At 69.6% G+C, this 17,162-nt stretch carries 12 protein-coding genes and 2 pseudogenes; 6 read left to right on the top strand and 8 right to left on the bottom strand.

The window, feature by feature from the left end:
- Positions 1-189 precede the first annotated feature (189 nt).
- Positions 190-2,016 (bottom strand): WD40 repeat domain-containing serine/threonine protein kinase, encoded by a 1,827-nt coding sequence (locus OG698_RS10920; protein ID WP_406102896.1) that lies wholly within the window; start codon positions 2,014-2,016, stop codon positions 190-192.
- A gap of 267 nt (positions 2,017-2,283) precedes the next feature.
- On the opposite strand from OG698_RS10920, the pseudogene OG698_RS10925 reads away from it, so the two are divergent.
- From OG698_RS10925 to OG698_RS10935, 3 genes and pseudogenes are all read left to right on the top strand, one after another.
- Positions 2,284-2,475: pseudogene (locus tag OG698_RS10925) on the top strand (ISKra4 family transposase); the annotation flags it as partial.
- Positions 2,476-2,724: 249 nt separating this feature from the next.
- On the top strand, positions 2,725-4,068 hold the full coding sequence (locus OG698_RS10930) for a serine/threonine-protein kinase (RefSeq protein WP_406102898.1): 1,344 nt from the start codon (positions 2,725-2,727) through the stop codon (positions 4,066-4,068).
- An 861-nt stretch (positions 4,069-4,929) separates the two neighbouring features.
- Positions 4,930-5,100, top strand: coding sequence for a hypothetical protein (locus OG698_RS10935; RefSeq protein WP_406102899.1), 171 nt, complete (start codon positions 4,930-4,932; stop codon positions 5,098-5,100).
- A 607-nt stretch (positions 5,101-5,707) separates the two neighbouring features.
- Here OG698_RS10935 and OG698_RS10940 read toward each other — a convergent pair.
- On the bottom strand, positions 5,708-6,148 hold the full coding sequence (locus tag OG698_RS10940) for an integrase core domain-containing protein (RefSeq protein WP_406102901.1): 441 nt from the start codon (positions 6,146-6,148) through the stop codon (positions 5,708-5,710).
- Positions 6,149-6,220: 72 nt separating this feature from the next.
- Here OG698_RS10940 and OG698_RS10945 point away from each other — a divergent pair.
- Positions 6,221-7,307 (top strand): annotated as a pseudogene (locus OG698_RS10945) (integrase).
- Between the two features lie 174 nt (positions 7,308-7,481).
- Here OG698_RS10945 and OG698_RS10950 read toward each other — a convergent pair.
- On the bottom strand, positions 7,482-8,171 hold the full coding sequence (locus OG698_RS10950; protein ID WP_100597842.1) for a FadR/GntR family transcriptional regulator: 690 nt from the start codon (positions 8,169-8,171) through the stop codon (positions 7,482-7,484).
- A gap of 237 nt (positions 8,172-8,408) precedes the next feature.
- On the opposite strand from OG698_RS10950, the gene OG698_RS10955 reads away from it, so the two are divergent.
- Positions 8,409-9,629 (top strand): aminotransferase class V-fold PLP-dependent enzyme, encoded by a 1,221-nt coding sequence (locus OG698_RS10955; protein WP_389491632.1) that lies wholly within the window; start codon positions 8,409-8,411, stop codon positions 9,627-9,629.
- 73 nt (positions 9,630-9,702) lie between these two features.
- A complete protein-coding gene (locus OG698_RS10960; protein WP_406102902.1) occupies positions 9,703-11,361 on the top strand; it encodes a BTAD domain-containing putative transcriptional regulator in 1,659 nt (552 codons plus the stop codon).
- 7 nt (positions 11,362-11,368) lie between these two features.
- Here the strand turns inward: OG698_RS10960 and OG698_RS10965 are convergent, their stop codons facing one another.
- Genes OG698_RS10965 through OG698_RS10985 form a run of 5 tightly spaced genes read right to left on the bottom strand, consistent with a single transcriptional unit; the run spans position 11,369 to position 16,881 of the window.
- Positions 11,369-12,388, bottom strand: coding sequence for an ABC transporter ATP-binding protein (locus tag OG698_RS10965; protein ID WP_116507045.1), 1,020 nt, complete (start codon positions 12,386-12,388; stop codon positions 11,369-11,371).
- Positions 12,385-13,389: an ABC transporter ATP-binding protein gene (locus OG698_RS10970; protein WP_406102905.1), complete on the bottom strand. Its 1,005-nt coding sequence runs from the start codon at positions 13,387-13,389 to the stop codon at positions 12,385-12,387. The genes OG698_RS10965 and OG698_RS10970 overlap by 4 nt, the downstream gene beginning before the upstream one ends.
- A 15-nt stretch (positions 13,390-13,404) precedes the next feature.
- Entirely contained in the window at positions 13,405-14,307 is a 903-nt protein-coding gene (locus tag OG698_RS10975) for an ABC transporter permease (RefSeq protein WP_406102907.1), read from the bottom strand.
- Positions 14,300-15,226, bottom strand: a complete 927-nt coding sequence (locus tag OG698_RS10980) for an ABC transporter permease (protein WP_116507049.1) — start codon at positions 15,224-15,226, stop codon at positions 14,300-14,302. The genes OG698_RS10975 and OG698_RS10980 overlap by 8 nt, the downstream gene beginning before the upstream one ends.
- A gap of 56 nt (positions 15,227-15,282) precedes the next feature.
- Entirely contained in the window at positions 15,283-16,881 is a 1,599-nt protein-coding gene (locus OG698_RS10985) for an ABC transporter substrate-binding protein (protein WP_406102908.1), read from the bottom strand.
- Positions 16,882-17,162: the final 281 nt, after the last annotated feature.

Below are 17,162 nucleotides of genomic sequence, written 5' to 3' on the forward strand. Positions count from 1 at the left end.
GTCGTGCGTGGATGCCGTACACGGGTGCCGATGCTGCTGGCCCGCTTCCGCCAGCCTCCGTACGATCCCTGGAGCCGTACGCTCTGCCCGGGGTCAACGCGGTCGCACAGCATGACGCCCCTCGCACCCCGGCCGCCCGCCACAGACACTGAAGATCAACTTCCGGCGGCTTTCAGGCTTGCCTCGGCGCTACCTCGTACGGATCGCCCAGATGCGGACGCTCCCGTCAAGGCAGCCTACGGCGAGGTTGTAGCCGTCTACGGCGAGGATGCCGCCGTCCGGGCTGAATGCCACCGCTTGGACTTTCTCGGATTGCTTGGTCAGAATCAGCAGCTGTTCACCAGTGTGGGTGTCCCAGACGATGACCGTGCCGCTGTTATCGCCGGACGCGAGCACGCGGCCGTCGGGGCTGAACGCCAGCGCGCTGACGTTGTCGGTGTGCCCAGTGAGCCGATGGTGCCGCTTGCCGGTGTGCGTGTCCCAGACGTGGACCCACACCTTGCCATCTTCGGCGAAGGTGTTGCCAGCTGCGGCAATGGTGCGGCCGTCGGGGGTGATCGCCAGCGCACTGATATGCGAAGGCTTCCCGGTTTTTAGCCGATGACGGGGTCGTCGGCCGGTGGGTGGGTCCCAGATGAGGACGCGCCCTTCGGCGTCGCCTGTGGCGAGGGTGTTCCCGTCCGGGCTGAACGCCACCGGGCCCGTGGCGCCGGGCAGGCCGGTCAATCCCTTGCCCGTGCGGGCATCCGAGAGGCGAGCCTCAGCGTAGGTGCCGATGGCGAGGGTGCCGCCGTCAGGGTTGAACACCACGGAGTCAATGGTCCCGGTGTGTCCGGTGAACTGACGGCGTAGCGTGCCCGCGTGCGGATCCCACAAGCGGATCACTTTGCCGTCGCCACCTGTGGCGAGCGTGCAGCCGTCGGGGTTGAACGCAACGGAGTGGATGCGGTCAGGGCCGTCGGTGCGGTCGGACAGGAGGCGGAGCTGCGCGCCTGTGCGTGGGTCCCAGATGCGGACGCCCGATCTGCTGTAGCTCGCCGCGAGGCTGTGGCCGTGCGGGCTGAACCCCATCGCGGTCACACGCCCCCCACCACGTTTCGCTTTCAACGTGCGGAGCAGCGTGCAGGCAGGCCCCGAGGGGACGGTGGGCGCCAGGGGCGTCGGCCTGGGGTCGTGATCGGGATTGCCTGGCGGCATTGGCGGGGGGGCCGGCGGGTCTGGCTTATGACCGGGCTCCTTCGGCAACGGCCCCGCCAGGAGGTCTAGGAGTAAGGAGGGGGCCGGGCGTGCCATCGGATCCTTCGCCAAGCAGGACGCCGCCACCTCGCGCAAACCCGGTGGGAGCGCCGTAAGGTTCGGTGGCTCATGGGCCGCCTGGAGCATCAGGGACATCGCTGGACCCTCACCCCAGGCAGCGCCGCCCGCCGCCGCAACCAGGACCACGCCGAGTGCGAACACATCTGCGGCGCCGGTGACTTCACGGTTCAGAGCCTGTTCGGGCGCGAGATAGCCGGGTGTGCCGAATACCGCTCCGGTCGCCGTCAGGCGCGTGGACCCGATGGCCCGGGCGATGCCGAAGTCGATGACCCGGAGGCCGCCCTCAGCCATGATGATATTGCCGGGCTTGAGGTCCCGGTGTACCAGGCCGCAGGCATGGATAGCCGCCAGCGCCTCCGCCAAGGCGGCGCCCAGTTGCCGAAGGTGAGGTTCGTCCATCGGGCCATCGGCGGCCAGCAGTTCAGAGAGAGTGGGCCCGCGCACGTAAGCAGTAGCCAGCCACGGCGGTTCGCCGTCGGGGTCCGCATCGTCAACTGGTGCGGTGTGGACACCGCCCACAGCGCGGGCCGCCTCCACCTCGATGCGGAAACGGGCACGGAAGGCCGGATCGGCCGCGAGCTCGGGCTTGACCACCTTCACGGCGACCGCACGGCCGCTGCGCGAATATGCCAGGTAGACGGTTCCCATCCCGCCCTCGCCGAGCTTGGCTTCAATGGTGTATCCGCCTATGTGCTCCACGCGCACAGTATGACCGAACCCACCCCGCCTGACCGGCTCATGCCACCGATTCGGCAGGGACCGGAGGTGGGGACGCTTCCCATCTGGCCATGCGGCAACACGATCTCGGCCTTCAGCGTCGGCACACCGGCATCGCTGTAGTCCTCACGGTGATCGCTCATACCCGTGACTCTCCCGACCGCTGACGGCCCGTGCCAGGACCTGCGAAGACAATCACGGATGGGCGTAACTCCTGGCTCCACCCAGCGGCGTTGACATCCAACCCGCCGCCACCTCATCGCCGACCGGCTCGACATCACCGGCAGCAGATGGAGCGTCCCAGGCGCCGAAGCCCTCCTCATCCTCCGCGCCGTCATCAGTAACAACGACTTCCCGGCGTACTGGAACTTCCACGTGCAGGCCGAACACCGACGCCTCCATCCCACCGCCGACCAGGTCAACTACAAACTCACCGCCTGAGCAACGACCTCACCGGAGAAGAGCTACACCCATCGGCTTATGGCCGGTGCAGCTCGTATGAGCCGATCAGGACGCCCATCCCGCGCACCAGCCCAATTCCCGCGCAGGTACGCGCGTGGGGAGGTCTCTGAGGGCAAGGCAGCCCCAGTCCTGCTCCGGAGTAACTCCCGTACCAAATAGCGGTGTTCCTGACCTGTCACGCATACTTGGGCGATGCCATTTCAGCGTTGAGGCGGGGGTAACGGGGCGATGGAACGCGGCGGGAGGATCGCAGACCGGTACGAGCTGGTCAAGCGGCTCGGCAGTGGTGGCATGGGCGAGGTGTGGGCCGGGCGGGACCACGACCTGCACCGCGACGTTGCGCTCAAGCTGCTCATTCTCAACCAGGCAACCCATCCTGACCTGCCCAAGCGGTTCGAACGCGAGGCGGTGGCTGCTGCGCAGATCAACCACCCGAACGTAGCCGCCCTCTACGAACGCGGCGTCCAGGGCAACGTGCTCTACATCGTTCTGGAGAAGGTCGAGGGCTCCAGCCTCGGCGACGTCATCCTTCACGAGGGCCGCCTGGACCCCGCCCGCGCGCTTGCCATCGCCGGCGGGATCTGCGCGGCGCTGGTCGCCGCACACCGCGCCGGAGTCGTCCACTACGACATCAAGCCCCACAACGTGATGCTCACCGCTGACGGTCAGGTCAAGGTGGTCGACTTCGGGATCGCCGGATTCAATCAGACCCCCTTGCCCCTGGCACGAACCACCGTGTTGGCCCCGGCCGGTACGGCCGAATATGCCGCACCGGAACAATTCCTTGCCGAGCGCGGCGATGAACGCTCCGACCTGTATGCGCTCGGCGGAGTCCTGTTCGCGATGCTGACCGGCCAACCGCCGTTCACCGGGGACGGGTTCATGGAGGTACTCCAGCGCAAGCTGGCCGAGGACGCACCGCGACCCGACACGATCCGCACCGGTCTTCCGCCCGCTCTGGCTTCGCTCGTCACCGAACTCCTGGATCGCGCCCCCGCCCGCCGCCCACAGACGGCACAGCAGGTCCAGACATGCCTCAGCCGCCTCCAGGCAGGCGCAGAAGCTCCCGAAGCCCTCGAAGTCCACCCGCGCATCCCGGATGCCGGACCCGGCGGCACGGACACCATCAGCCCCGGTGGCCTTCAGCCTCCCCTCGTACAAGCCCTGGCGTCGGTCTCGGGGCCGCAGGAATTCGGCGCTCAACTGCGGGTGCTGCGGCAGCGGGCGGACGGCACGTGGACCGAACCGAGGATGGCTCATGCCGTGTTCTCCTCGGAGTGGCCCATAGATCCAGCCAACCAGGCGAGAGCCGACACCATCGTGGAGCGCTGGTTCAACGGCGAAAGCCTCCCCGCACGCTGGGCCGCCCTTGAGCGGCTCGTGACCGCCCTCGGCGCCCGTGACGACGAAGTGTCGGCCGTCCGTGTCGCATGGATCCGCATCATCTCCAGCCACCCCGACGTCCCGCTCACGCCCGACGGCTCCCTCGGCCCGACAGAACCCCGCGCCACACAGCGCGAACCTCAGCCCCCCTCCCGACCGCGCGGCCGTATCTGGCGATGGTTGCGGTGACAATCCGCAAAAGGGTGCGGCTCATGGCTCATACAAGATTTTCGTAGCCGTTGATCGACTCCGTCGAGGTCGTGACATTCCGTTGCTCCGGCGGGATGCTGACGGTGTGCGATGACGTGTTGAAGCTGCTACCGCAGCTTGCTGCTGTGGACGTCGATTCGGTCGAGGACTGCGGGAACACAGTGGTGATATCCGCGCGGTCCCGGGCGGGGCCGGCCGGATGCACCGGCTGTGGCCGGGCCTCTGACTGGGAGCACAGCCGCTATGTACGGCACGTCGCGGGCGAGGCGGTCGGTTGCCGTCCGGTACGGATCGATCTTTCGGTCCTGCGCCTGCCGAAAGTGTCATCCATGCAGCTCAGGAGCGTCTTCGACAGTGCGGCAGGATAAGCACTCGTGCTGCTGCGCCTCGCCTACCTGACCGTCACCAACCTGTTCGCTGCATTGCGGCTACTGCCGATGAGCGACCGCGACAAGGACGCGGAGATCCTCGCCTTGCGCCACCAACTCGCCGTCTTGGAACGGCAGCTCGGCGCGGACCGGGTGAAGTTCACGGCGGAAGACCGGGCATCCCTTGCCGCTCTACTGGTACCCCTACCCCGTCAGGTCCTGCGCCGGCTCCGGTCACTGGTCCGGCCAGACACCGTCCTGCGCCGGCACCGCGACCTGATCAAGCGGCGCCATGCCCGCACGTGCCGGCCGAAAAGGCCAGGCCGGCCGCCCACAGTCCGCTCAATCCACGTGCTGATCCTGCGCCTAATCCGGGAGAACCCGTCGTGGGGCTTGTCCCGCTCGGAAATAAGATTCTGGGTCTGGCCTGCAGCTTGGCGGCGGACTGCACAGCGGCTGGGACGATCTGACGATGCCACTGTCGATCGCCACCGCGCTGGCCCGAAACCTGATCAAGCTGCCCGCTGCCGTGCTGCGCAGCCACGTGGCCAAGGACGCAGAAGTCCTGGCGTTACGACACGAAAACGCGGTGCTGCGCCGCCAGATCGCCCGAGTCCGCTACGCGCCCGCCGACAGGATCTGACTCTCCGCCATTTCCCGACTGGTCCCATGGGAACGCTGGCACCGAGTTTTCGCACTCACGCCGACCACGCTGCTGGCCTGGCACCGCCAACTCATTGCGCGGAAGTGGACGTTCCCCCCGCACCATCGACCCGGCAGGCCGTCCACCGCACGCACCATCAAGCACTGTGAGCGGTCATGTAATTCCCCACGATCTTCATGCTCAGCGTCATGTAATTCCCCATCTGGGCTGGGGCCGTGACGGGCCGCCCGACGGCTGAGTGTGGGGCTGGTCCGGTCGGTCAAGGGCGCCTTCGGCGGCGCTCCGCGCTGGCCTTGCAGCCACCCTGGACAGTCCTGACCAGCCTGCACTGCGGTCTGGCTATCGGGCGGCCCGGGAAGCCATGGCGCCGTGGTGATCTCGACGCGCGGTCCCCGTTCCCAGGTCCACGACGGTCGCAACTCCGCCGTCCCCATGACCCATTACGTGACGTTCAGGGTGGGGAATTACGTGACCGTCGACACTGGGAGACCCTGCACGCCGCCGGCACCGCCCCGCACCGCTCCGGCCCGACCTGACGCCAGTTCCTCACCGCCCAGGCCTGTGGGTGCCGACAACTCCTGTCACCCTATGCGACCTGGGCGTATTCGTGGATGAGGCCGCCGAGGCGGTCGCGCCGGATGACACGCGATGGGTCATCGGCGGAGGGCGGTTCGGTCTCGCCTACAGCGTCTGGGTATCGCTGTCCGAGTGATCGGTGAGGCCGATGTTCGTTGTGACGGCCGGCGTACTCGGTGACGACGAGGCGCAGGTGCCGCTCCCCGGTGATCAGGATCCGGTCGGTTGCCTCGCGGCGGCATGATCCGACCCAGCGCTCGGCGATGGCGTTCATCCGGGGCACTGCGGGTGCCGAATAATCATCCGGCCTGGTCGGAGGCGTGATCGCGATATCTTGTGCGGCCAGCGATCCGCCGGGGTGCGCGCTGGCATGATGATCAGTTGTGCTGCTGCGTCTGGCCTTGCGGGTGCCGGTGATCCCGCGCAGGTGAAGGCCCTGATCATCGATCACAGTCGTGGGCGGTCACGCCGCCCAAGACCGCGCTGTTCCAGCACATGGTGGACGGCGGCATCGTGGTCTGCCGTGCTGCTGCGCCTGGCCTACCTCGCCATGACGAACACCTTCTCGCTCATACGCCTGCTGCCGATGAGCGACCGCGCCAAGGAGATCGAGATCCTGGTGCTGCGGCGCCAACTCACGGTCTTGCAACGCCAGGTCGACAAGCCAGCATTCACGCCGGGCGACCGGTTCCTGCTCGCCGGGCTGCTCCACCACCTGCCGATGGACAAGCTTCGACGGCTCCACCTGCTGGTGCGCCCAGACACCATCCTTTGCCGGCACCGCAACTTCCTAAAACGTCGTCACGCCGCGACATGCCCGCCCCGACGGCGCGGACGCCCGTGCACTGTCCGCTCCATCCGCGCCCTGGTCCTGCGCCTGGCCCGCGAAAACAACGCCTGGGGATACCGGCGCATCCATGGCGAGCTGGCCGCCCTCGGCATCAAGATCGCCGCCTCCACCGTCTGGGAGATACTCAAAGAGCACGGCATCGACCCCTCTCCCCAGCGCCAGTACACCACCTGGGCCGACTTCCTGCGCAGCCAAGCCGATACCCTGCTCGCCTGCGACTTCTTCGAGACCCGCACCCTGACCGGGGCGCGCCTGTACGTCTTCGCGGTCATCGAGCACGCCACCCGGCGCATCCGGATCCTGGGCGCCACCGCCCACCCCACCGCCGCCTGGGTCACGCAGCTCGGGCGCAACCTCGTCATGGACTTGGAGGATGTGGGCAGCAGGGCCAAGTTCCTGATCCGCGACCGAGATTCCAAGTTCACCGCGGCCTTCGATGCGGTCCTGATCGATGCCGGACTGGCGGTCATCAAGTGTGGCATCCGCGTGCCCCGCATGAGCTCGATCATGGAACGGTGGATACAGACCTGCTGGCGCGAGCTTCTTGACCGCACCCTGATCTGGAACCAGCGCCACCTCCTCCACGCGCTGCGCGAGTTCACGACGTTCTACAACGGGCACCGGCCGCACCCTGAAGCAAGCCGCGCCGCTTCGCCTACTACCCGAACCGATCAACGTGCCAGCGCACATCAGACACCTGGAAGTCCGTCGACGAGACCGGCTCGGCGGAACCCTCCGCGAGTACCGACATGCTGCTTGACCAGGCCGGATGATTAATCGGCACCCGCAGTGTCTGACCAAACGGCATCACCGCAGCCCACAGACCGAAGTCGTATTTTCGAGCGACACACCTCGGCACCTTCCCCCGGATCATGCGGCTCGCAGGCGAGTAGCCGTACCCAGGTCGTCAAGCCTGCCGGGAACGAGCCTCCGGTCAGGCCTGTCGCTCCTGGTCCAGAAGATGGCGCAGCCACTTCTCCGAATGCGCGATGTGCGCCGCGGCGGCCGACGCGGCCGCCACCGGGTCGTGGCGACTGATCGCTCCGACGATCTCGCGGTGGCCCGCGTCGCTGACCCGCTTGATGTCCGGGCCCTCGGGCAACGTGAAGATCTGGTGGCGGCGCGAGCGGGTACGGAACACGGTGAGCAGTGAATCCAGCGCGGGGTTGCCCGCGACGCGCGCGACCTCCGAGTGGAACCGGTGGTCCAGGTCGGAGACTTCCGCCGGATCATCGGTGGCCTCCATTGCCGCGAGGTGGGCATGCATGCGCTCCAACGCTTCGGCGCCCACTCGCGCGGCGGCCTGCGAGGCGGCGTGCGCCTCCAGGACCCGGCGCAGCTCGTAGACCTCGAGCAGGCCGGGCAGCGGCAGCAGGTCCACGGTGAGGGAGAGGCTGCCGATGATGTCCTCGGGCCGCAGTGCCGAGACGTAGGTGCCCGAGCCGTGGCGCGGTTCGACCACGCGCAGCGCGGCGAGCATCCGCACGGCCTCCCGCAACGGCCCGCGGGAGACGCCGAGTTCGGCGCACAGGTCCGCCTCGGGCGGCATGCGCGCACCGGCTGTCAGCCGCCCGTCGGCGATCATGTGCCGTAGGCCGTGAAAGGCCTTCTCCACTGCGGACATATCCCGCTCCCCCGATCCGTGCCCCACGGCCCGCGGCCCGTGCTCCGTCATGCGTGCTTCGACTGATGAGACCCTAGCAAGTCATCTGATGTCTTCAGGAGACTGAGATCAACTCGCGCTCCTGTCATCAGCCACCTTCCCTGAAAACTCGGGGAAGGAGCACTTTAATCGCAGCGATGCACATGCCAGGATGCTGCATGTCATCATACGTCTTGGGTAGTTCCTCCTAGGAGTCGCATGAGTACGGGCCTGGCCGTCGCCCCGCCGAAACCCTTGTCCCTGCCCAACGGCCGACCCGCCGCGGATGCCTGGTCGCTCGACCCGGAGTTGCTGCATCTCAACCACGGTTCGTTCGGTGCGGTGCCGGTGGCGGCACAGCGTGAGCAGGACCGGCTGCGGGAGCGGGCCGAGCGGGCGCCGGTGGTATGGTTCCCGGCTCAGCCGCGGCGGATCTCCACGGCCCGCGCCGAACTCGCCGCGTTCTTGCGTGTGGACGCCGACGATCTGGCCCTCGTACCGAACGCGAGCGCCGGAGTCAGCACCGTCCTGGCCTCGCTCACCCTGCCGCCCGAGGCCGAGATTCTGGTCACCGATCACGGATACGGCGCGGTCACCATGGCCGCGCAGCGTAGGGCCCTGCGCTGCGGCGGGCGGGTGCGGACCGCGCACATCCCTCTCGCGGCCGACGCGGACGAGGCGTTTACGGCCGTGGCCGAACAGGTCGGCGATCACACCGCGCTGATCCTCCTCGACCAGATCACGTCGTCGACCGGCCGACTGCTGCCGGTCGAGCGGATCGCACGGCTCGCCCGACGGCGCGGCATCCCGTTCCTGGTGGACGGCGCGCACGCCCCCGGCATGCTGGCCGCGCCGCTGGACGGTCTCGCCTGCGACTTCTGGACCGGCAATCTGCACAAGTTCGCCTGCACCCCGCGCGGCACCTCCGCCCTCGTCGCGCGCGGTCCACTGCGCGCGGCCCTGTACCCGCTGATCGACTCCTGGGGCACCCAACTGCCCTTCCCCGCACGCTTCGATCACACCGGGACCCAGGACACCTCCGCCTGGCTCGCGGCCCCGGCCGCGCTGTCCTTCGTCGAGCGGACGTGGGGGTGGGAGACGGTCCGCGGTTATCTGAGCGCGCTCGCCGACTACGGGCAGCACACCGTCGCGGACGCGTTCGCCCGGCACATCGGACAGGACGCCGTACCGGCGGTTGGCACACCCGCGCCGGCGCTACGCCTGGTAAGACTGCCCGACGAGCTCGGCCCCGACCGGTTCGCGAGTGATGTGCTGCGTGACCGGGCCGCACAGGAACTCGGCGCGGAGACCGCGTTCACGTCCTTCGACGGGGTCGGCTATATCAGGCTCTCCGCGCACGTCTACAACACCCCCGCCGATTATGAGGAGTTCGCCGAGCGGTGCGTGCCTCGGCTGGTGGCGTGGAGCCGCGCCGCCTGAGCCCGCGCGCGCCCCCGGCCCAGCAGCCCGCACGGCTCTCCGAACACGGCCCCGACGAGGAAGGTAACGACCCGTGGCCCCGAGCATCTCGACGGACCTCCCCCCACTCCCGCCCGCGTACGACAGCGCTCTGGTGCGGTACCGCCTCCTAGGCCAGGTACGCGCGGAGCGTGCCGGAGAGCCGCTACCGCCGGGCACCCCGAAACAGCAGGCGCTTCTCGCGGCGCTGCTGCTGCGCGGCGGTGAACAGGTCGAGCGCACCGAACTGGTGCGGGCCGTCTGGGGCGAGCACGCGCCGGACAGCGCGGCGGGCCTGCTCGCCACGTACACAGCACGCCTGCGCAAGGCGCTGGAGCCGGACCGAGCCCGCCGCGCCGCACCCCGGCTCCTGATCACGCGGGGCACCACCTACGGGCTGCATCTGCGGCGGGACGCACTGGACCTGTGGCGGTTCGAGGACGCGCTGTCCGAGGCGCGCCGGGAGCGCCGCGCGGGCCGGGTCGGCGCCGCCCGCACCTGTTACGAGCAGGCCCTCGCCCAGTGGCGGGGCGAGCAGGCGCTGAGCGGGGTGCCGGAACGCTGTGCGGCGGATGCCCGGCACCGGCTCGCCGGGCTGCACCTCGACGCCCGCCTCGAACACGCCGAGGCACTGCTCGACCTCGGTGAACATGCCGAGGCCGCCGAGCGGATCGCCCCGCTGGTGCCGGGCAGACCGTACGACGAGCGGTTGCAGGCGCTGCTGATGCTGGCGCTGTACCGCAGCGGGCGCACGCCCGAGGCCCTCGCCCTGTTCCGCGGAGTGCGGCGCGCCCTCGTGCACGACCTGGGTGTCGAACCGCGCCCGGGACTGAGCCGGCTGCACGAGCGCATCCTGCACGCCGACCCCTCGCTGGCCGCGCCCCGGCAGCCGCCGCGGTCACTCACGCCCGCGTGTCCGGCACCGGCCCACCGCCTGCCCGTGCCCGCTCAACTGCCGCGCGACAGCGCCGACTTCACCGGTCGGGAGGAGGCGGTGCGGCAGCTGCGCGAACTGCTGCGGCGCCCCGACTCCCCCGCCGCCGTCTGCCCCACCGTGGTGATCTCCGGTGCGGCGGGCCTCGGCAAGAGCACGCTTGCCGTGCACGTCGCCCACCAGGTGCGGGACCGGTTCCCCGACGGCCAGCTCTACGCGGTGCTCGGCGGGCGCGCCCCTGCCGACGTGCTCGGCCGGTTCCTGGAGGACCTCGGGGTGGCGCCGCACGAGGTGCCCGACGGTCTGGAGCGGCGCGCCGTCCGGTTCCGTACGCTCACCGCCGAACGTCGGCTCCTCGTCCTGCTCGACGACGCCCAGTCCACGGACCAGTTGCGGGAGTTGCTGCCCGCGGCGCCCGGCTGCGCGGTGCTGGTGACCAGCCGGGCCCCGCTGCGGGACCTGCCCGGCCGGGTGCCGCTCCGGCTCGGCCCGCTGGACGCGGCCCAGTCCCTGCGGCTGTTGCGCCGGTTCGCTTCGGGGGCGCCGCTGGCCTCGGTCGCGGCGCTGCCGTACCGTTCGGCGGCCACCGCCACGGCTACGTCCGCTCTCCACAGCCTCGCGGACGGCTGCGCCGGGCATCCGCTGGCGCTGCGGCTCGCCGCCGCGCGGGCCGCCGACGAAGCGGCCCGGGTGGACGACATCGGCGGGCCGCCCGCTTCGCACCCGGGGTTCCCGGACGGCCCGCGCACCGCCAGAACCCGTATCGCATCGGCAGGTTGACACCCCGTCAGTCCACACTCCCGGCGAGCATCGCGTCCGTGAAGTGACAGGCGCCGGCCCGCTGTCCCCGCACCGTCAGCAGGGGCTCGGTGTCACGGCACAGGTCCTGTGCGCGCGGGCACCGGGTGTGGAACCGGCAGCCCGGCGGCGGTGCGGACGGCGACGGCGGATCGCCCGCGAGGACGATGCGGGTGCGGCGCGGGGCGTGCGGGTCGCGGATGCGGTCGAGGGAGGGTTCGGCCGACAGGAGCGCCTCGGTGTAGGGGTGGCCCGGGGCCGCGTAGAGGGCGTCCACCGGGGCCTGTTCGGCGACCTTGCCCAGGTACATCACGGTGACGTCGTCGCACACGTGGCGTACGACGCCGAGGTCGTGGGAGACGAAGACGAGCGCGAGACCCAGTTCGCGACGGAGCTTCAGGAGCAGGTTGACGACCTGGGCCTGCACCGACAGGTCGAGCGCCGAGACGGGCTCGTCGCACAGCAGCACGTCGGGGCCGAGGGCGAGGCCGCGGGCGATGCCGATGCGCTGGCGCTGTCCGCCGGAGAACTGGTGCGGATAGCGGTCCGCGTGACGGGCGTCGAGGCCGACCAGTTCCAGGAGTTCGGCGATCCGGGCCCGCCTCCCGGCGCGCGGGACGACATCGGGATGGACGTCGAAGGCCTCCCCGATGATCTCGCCGACCCTCAGCCGTGGGTTGAGCGAGGCGTACGGGTCCTGGAAGACGACCTGGACGCGGCGGCGCCACCGCTTGAGGGCGGCCCCGCGCAGCCGCGCGACGTCCTCGCCCTCGAAGAGGAGCCGCCCGTCGGTCGGCCGCTCCAGCGCGCACAGCAGCCGCAGCAGGGTCGACTTGCCGCAGCCGGACTCGCCGACGATGCCGAGCGCCTGGCCGCGCCGCAGCTCCAGGTCGACGCCGTCGACGGCCCGGACCACGGCCGCGCCCCGGCCGCGCCGCCATGGCAGCGCGGGCCCGCCGCCGTAGTGCTTGACCAGCCCTTCGGCCCTGAGGATCACGTCGTCGGTCATCGTGCGGCGCCTTCCGGGCTGAGCGGCTGGTCGAGGAGATGGCAGGCGCCGAAGCGGAGCTCGCCGGGGGCGGGCTGCAGGGCGGGGCGTTCGGTGGCGCACCGGTCGTGGGCGTGCGGGCAGCGCGGCCGGAACGGGCAGCCGGACGGCAGTCGCATCAGGTCGGGCGGCGTGCCGGGGATGGCGGGCAGGTCCTGGCCGCGCCTCTCGGCGGACGGCACCGACTGCAACAGCCCCTGGGTGTACGGGTGTTGTGGATCACCCAGTACATCGGCCGTGGCCCCCGACTCCACGACCCGGCCCGCGTACATGACGACCAGGTCGTCGGCGATCTCCGCGGCGACGGCCAGGTCATGGGTGATGAGCACGACCCCCATGTCGGTGTCGGCCTGGATCTCCGCGAGGAGTTCGAGGATCTGGGCCTGCACGGTGACGTCGAGCGCGGTGGTCGGCTCGTCGGCGATGAGCACCTCGGGGCCGAGGGCGAGCGCCATGGCGATCATCACGCGCTGGCGCATGCCGCCGGAGAACTGGTGCGGGTAGTCGTGGACACGGGCCCGCGCGCCGGGGATGCCCACGCGGTCCAGCATCTCGGCCGCCCGCTTCATGGCGTCGGAGCGGCTCGTGCCCCGGTGTACCCGGCACAGCTCGGCGATCTGCCGACCGACCGTGTGCACGGGGTTGAGTGCGGACAGCGCGTCCTGGAAGACCAACGAGATCCGGCTGCCGACGACGCCGCGGCGTGCGCGCTCGGTCAGCGTCAGCAGGTCCATTCCGTCGAACAGGGCCTGGCCGCCGGTGACATGACCGGGCGGGCTGTCGAGGATGCCCGTGATGGCCTGGGTGGAGACGCTCTTGCCGGAGCCGGACTCGCCGAGGATGACGAGGGTGCGGCCGCGGTGCAGGGTCCAGGAAACGGAGTCCACGGCGCGCAGGCGGCCGGCGCGAGTGTCGAACTCGACGCTCAGGTCACGTACGTCGAGCAGAGGTTCAGCTGCCATGGGGCGGTTCACCGCTCACCTCTTCAGTTTCGGGTCGAGAGCGTCGCGGACCGTGTCGCCCATGATCATGAAGGCCATGACGGTGATGGTCAGGAGCAGGGCGGGGAAGAGGAAGAGGTGGACGTCGTCGCGGTAGGAGGCGGCGATGGCGATCTGAAGTCCCCAGGAAATGGTGGGGGGTTGGAGCCCGATGCCGAGGAAGGTGAGCGCGGCCTCGGTGCCGACCGCCGCGCCGACGGTGAGCGTGGTCAGGGCGAGCAGCGGCGCCACCGAGTTGGGCAGGATGTGCACCCGCAGGATGTGCGGGGCCCCGGCGCCGAGCGCGCGGGAGGCGAGGACGTACTCGCGCGTGCGCACGCTCAGAACGGTGGACCGCATCAGCCGCATGCCCGCGGGCCAGCCGAGCAGCACGATCACGAAGGCGATGGTCCACACGGAGCGGGACGAGAAGGCCTGCAGGATGACGATCATCGCGACGAGGCCGGGCAGGGCGAACAGCACGTCGGCGGTGCGCGAGACGAGGCTGTCGACGAAGCCGGGGAAGTATCCGGCGAGCATGCCGAGGACGCAGGCGACAGCGAAGCCGACCACACACACGGAGACGCTGACCAGGACCGAGGGCCGGGCCCCGTAGATCACGTTGGCGTAGTAGTCGCAGCCCTGGATGTCGTAGCCGAACCAGTGCGCGGCGGACGGGGCGCCCTTGGAGAGCTTCAGGTCGCACACGGTGGGATCGGTGGCGGTGAACAGCCGGGGAAAGGCGGCCATCAGCGTGATGACCAGGATGGCGAGGGCGCTGAGGACGAAGCGTGGCTTGCGCAGCAGTTCGCGCAGGACGGCGGCGCCGCGCGGGCCGTCCTCGCCGACGGGCTCGAGTTCGGCGGCGGTCGCGGCGGTCGCCAGGGCGGTGTCAGACATGGCGCACCCTCGGGTCCAGGAGGCCGTAGAGCAGGTCGACGACCAGGTTGACGAGCATGTAGCCGAGCAGCAGCACCGTGGAGAGGGTGACGACCACTCCGCCTTCCTTCATGGCGATGGAGCGGAACATGAACTGGCCGATGCCGTTCAGGTTGTAGATGCCCTCGGTGATGATCGCGCCGCCGAGAATGCCGGCCAGGTCGAGCCCGATGTACGTGATCACGGGCAGCATGGCGTTGCGCAGCACGTGCCCCCACAGGATGCGGTTCGGGGCGAGCCCCTTGGCGCGTGCGGTGCGGACGAAGTCGGCGCTCGCGACCTCGGCGATGCTGGTGCGGGTGACGCGGGCGAGTCCGGCGAAGCCGAGGACGCCGAGGACGGTGGCGGGCAGCAGATAGCTGCCGGGCCAGCCGTCGGTGGCGCCGGAGACCGGGAACCAGCCGAGTTCGACCGCGAAGAAGGACTGCGCGAAGAACATGGCGACCAGACCGGGCACGGCGAGCACCCCGAGCGTGGCGCCGAGCAGCGCCCGGTCCACCAGGCCGTCGCGCCGCCATCCCGCGTACACACCGCTGACGAGCCCGAGGACGAGCTGGATGGCGAGGGCGGTGAGTCCGAGCTGGAGGGTCACCGGCCAGCGCAGCGCGAGTTGTTCGCCGATGTCCTGCCCGTCGAAGGTCTGCCCGAGGTCGCCCTTGAGCAGGTTGCCCATGAAGTGCAGGTACTGGACGAACAGGGGATCGTTCAGGTGGTAGTAGGCGCGTTTGGCCGCGATGACGGATTCGGCCAGGGGTTTCTGTCCTGACAGGGCCCTGATCGGGTCGCCGGGGAGGGCAAAGACCATCGCGTAGACGAGGAACGTCACGATGACCGCGATCGGGATCATGATCAGGAGGCGGCGGAGCGCGAAACGCAACACCGTGTCCTCCTTTGGGAGTTACGGAGAGGAGTTACGGGATTGGGGGGCGGGCGGGGTCAGTCGGCGAAGGTCGACCGGACGGGATCCACGTTCGCGAAAGGGGCGTTGAGGGGTTCGACGCCCTCGGCATGCAGATAGACGTCCCGTGAGTGCGACAGCGGGAGCACCGGCATCTGCTCGGCGATGCGGTCCTCGATCGCCTGGTAGTCGCGCGTCGCCTGGGCCTGGTCGACCTGGGCGTTGGCCTCGCCGAGCATCCGGTCGACCTTCGCGTCGCGGTAGCGGCCGGTATTGACGTCGCCGTAGGACGCGAACATCGGGGTGAGGTAGTCCTCGAGCGCCGGGTAGTCGTGCCCCCAGCCCATGATGCGGATGCCGTCGAGCTTGCCCGCGTTGGCGAGCGGACCGATCTCGGCGCCTGGCTTGCCGACATACTGGATCTTCAGCCCCAGTTTCTGCCGCCACATGTTGCCCAGCGCCTCGGCGTACACCTGCTCGCCGGGGTTGTCGCTGGCGAAGAAGAGCCGCAGCTTGCCCGGGAACCCGCCGGCTTCCCGCAGCAGCTTCTTGGCCCGGGCCACGTCAAGCCTGCAGTCACTGCAGGTGTTCTCGCGGTGGCCGTCGACGCTGGGCGCGGTGAACGAGGTGGCGGGGAAGTTGCCGGGCTTGAGCTTGGCCAGGGAGTCGCGGTCCAGGGCGAGCGAGAGCGCCCGGCGGACGCGGGTGTCGGTGTACGGCTTCAGCGTCACCGGAAGGTTGAGGTAGTTGATGCCGGCGGCGGCCTTGGCCTGGCTCCACTTGCCGGGTGCGTCCGTCTTGTACGAGTCGATCTTCGACGACGGTACGGCGACGTAGTCGACGTTGCCGGCCAGGAACTCGTTGTACGCGGTCTCCGGGTTGGAGAAGAACCGGAACGTGATGTGGTCGGCCTGCGGGGCGTCCTTGCCGGCGTAGCCCTTGTTGCGCATGAGGCGCACCGGCTGCCCCGCCTTCCATCCGCCGTCCAGCTGGTAGGCGCCGTAGCCGATCGGCTTGTGCTTGAACTGGTCCGGGTCCTTCAGCGTCTCCGCGGACAGCGCGGCGACGCCGAGGTAGCTGAGCGTCGTCGGATACGGCGAGAACGCCCCCTTCAGGGTGACGGTGAAGGTGAGATCGTCGACCACCTTCAGCCCGGACAGCGTGGTCGCCTTCGGCTTGCCCTTGGCCGGGTTCAGGTCCTCGTAGCCCTCGACCCGCTGAAAGGCGCCGTTGTTCGCGAAGGCGTGCGGGGCGTACGCGGTGTAGTTCCACGTGTCCACGAACGACTTGGCGGTGAGCTTCTCACCGTTGGTGAACTTCCAGCCGGGCTTGATCTTGATCGTCCACGTCTTCGCGTCCTTCGACGTGACCGAATCGGCGACGACGTTCACCAGCTTGCCGGTCTTCGCGTCCACCCGGGTCAGCGGCGCCCAGAGCGCGGACTCGATCTGGATGCCCGTGGTGCCGTTGTCGTTCGACGGGTTCAGATAGGGCACCTCGGCCGCGGTGGCGATCGCCATGGAGTGGCCGTCGTCCTTTCCCGCGCCGTCCCCGCTCCCGGCGCCACTGCATCCGGCGAGCAGCACCGCCAGCGCGGTGCCGGTCGCCGCTTTGACGATTCTTCGTGTCCGGGCCATGAGTTCTCCCGCAGTCCTGGCCGGACCGGTCGCGGCGGGCACCGCCGTGACCAGCCCGGACGCGCCGGTCGGTTGGGCCGCGACAGTAGGAACGGCCCAGGTGGGCGTCAAGGCGGATGCCCTTCGGCGTCCATCCGACGTCCATTCCGCATCCCTCGCACCCGCTGAATGGGCGCTGAATGGACGTTCAGCAGGGGGAACTTGCACGCAGGAACGCCGCGTTCCTAGCGTCACCGCCCGACAGTCAGGCGCGCCGGGTCCCCGATTCCGGCCGGACGCAC

The sequence above is a fragment of the Streptomyces sp. NBC_01003 genome (genome assembly GCF_045162695.1).
Classification (GTDB): domain Bacteria; phylum Actinomycetota; class Actinomycetes; order Streptomycetales; family Streptomycetaceae; genus Streptomyces.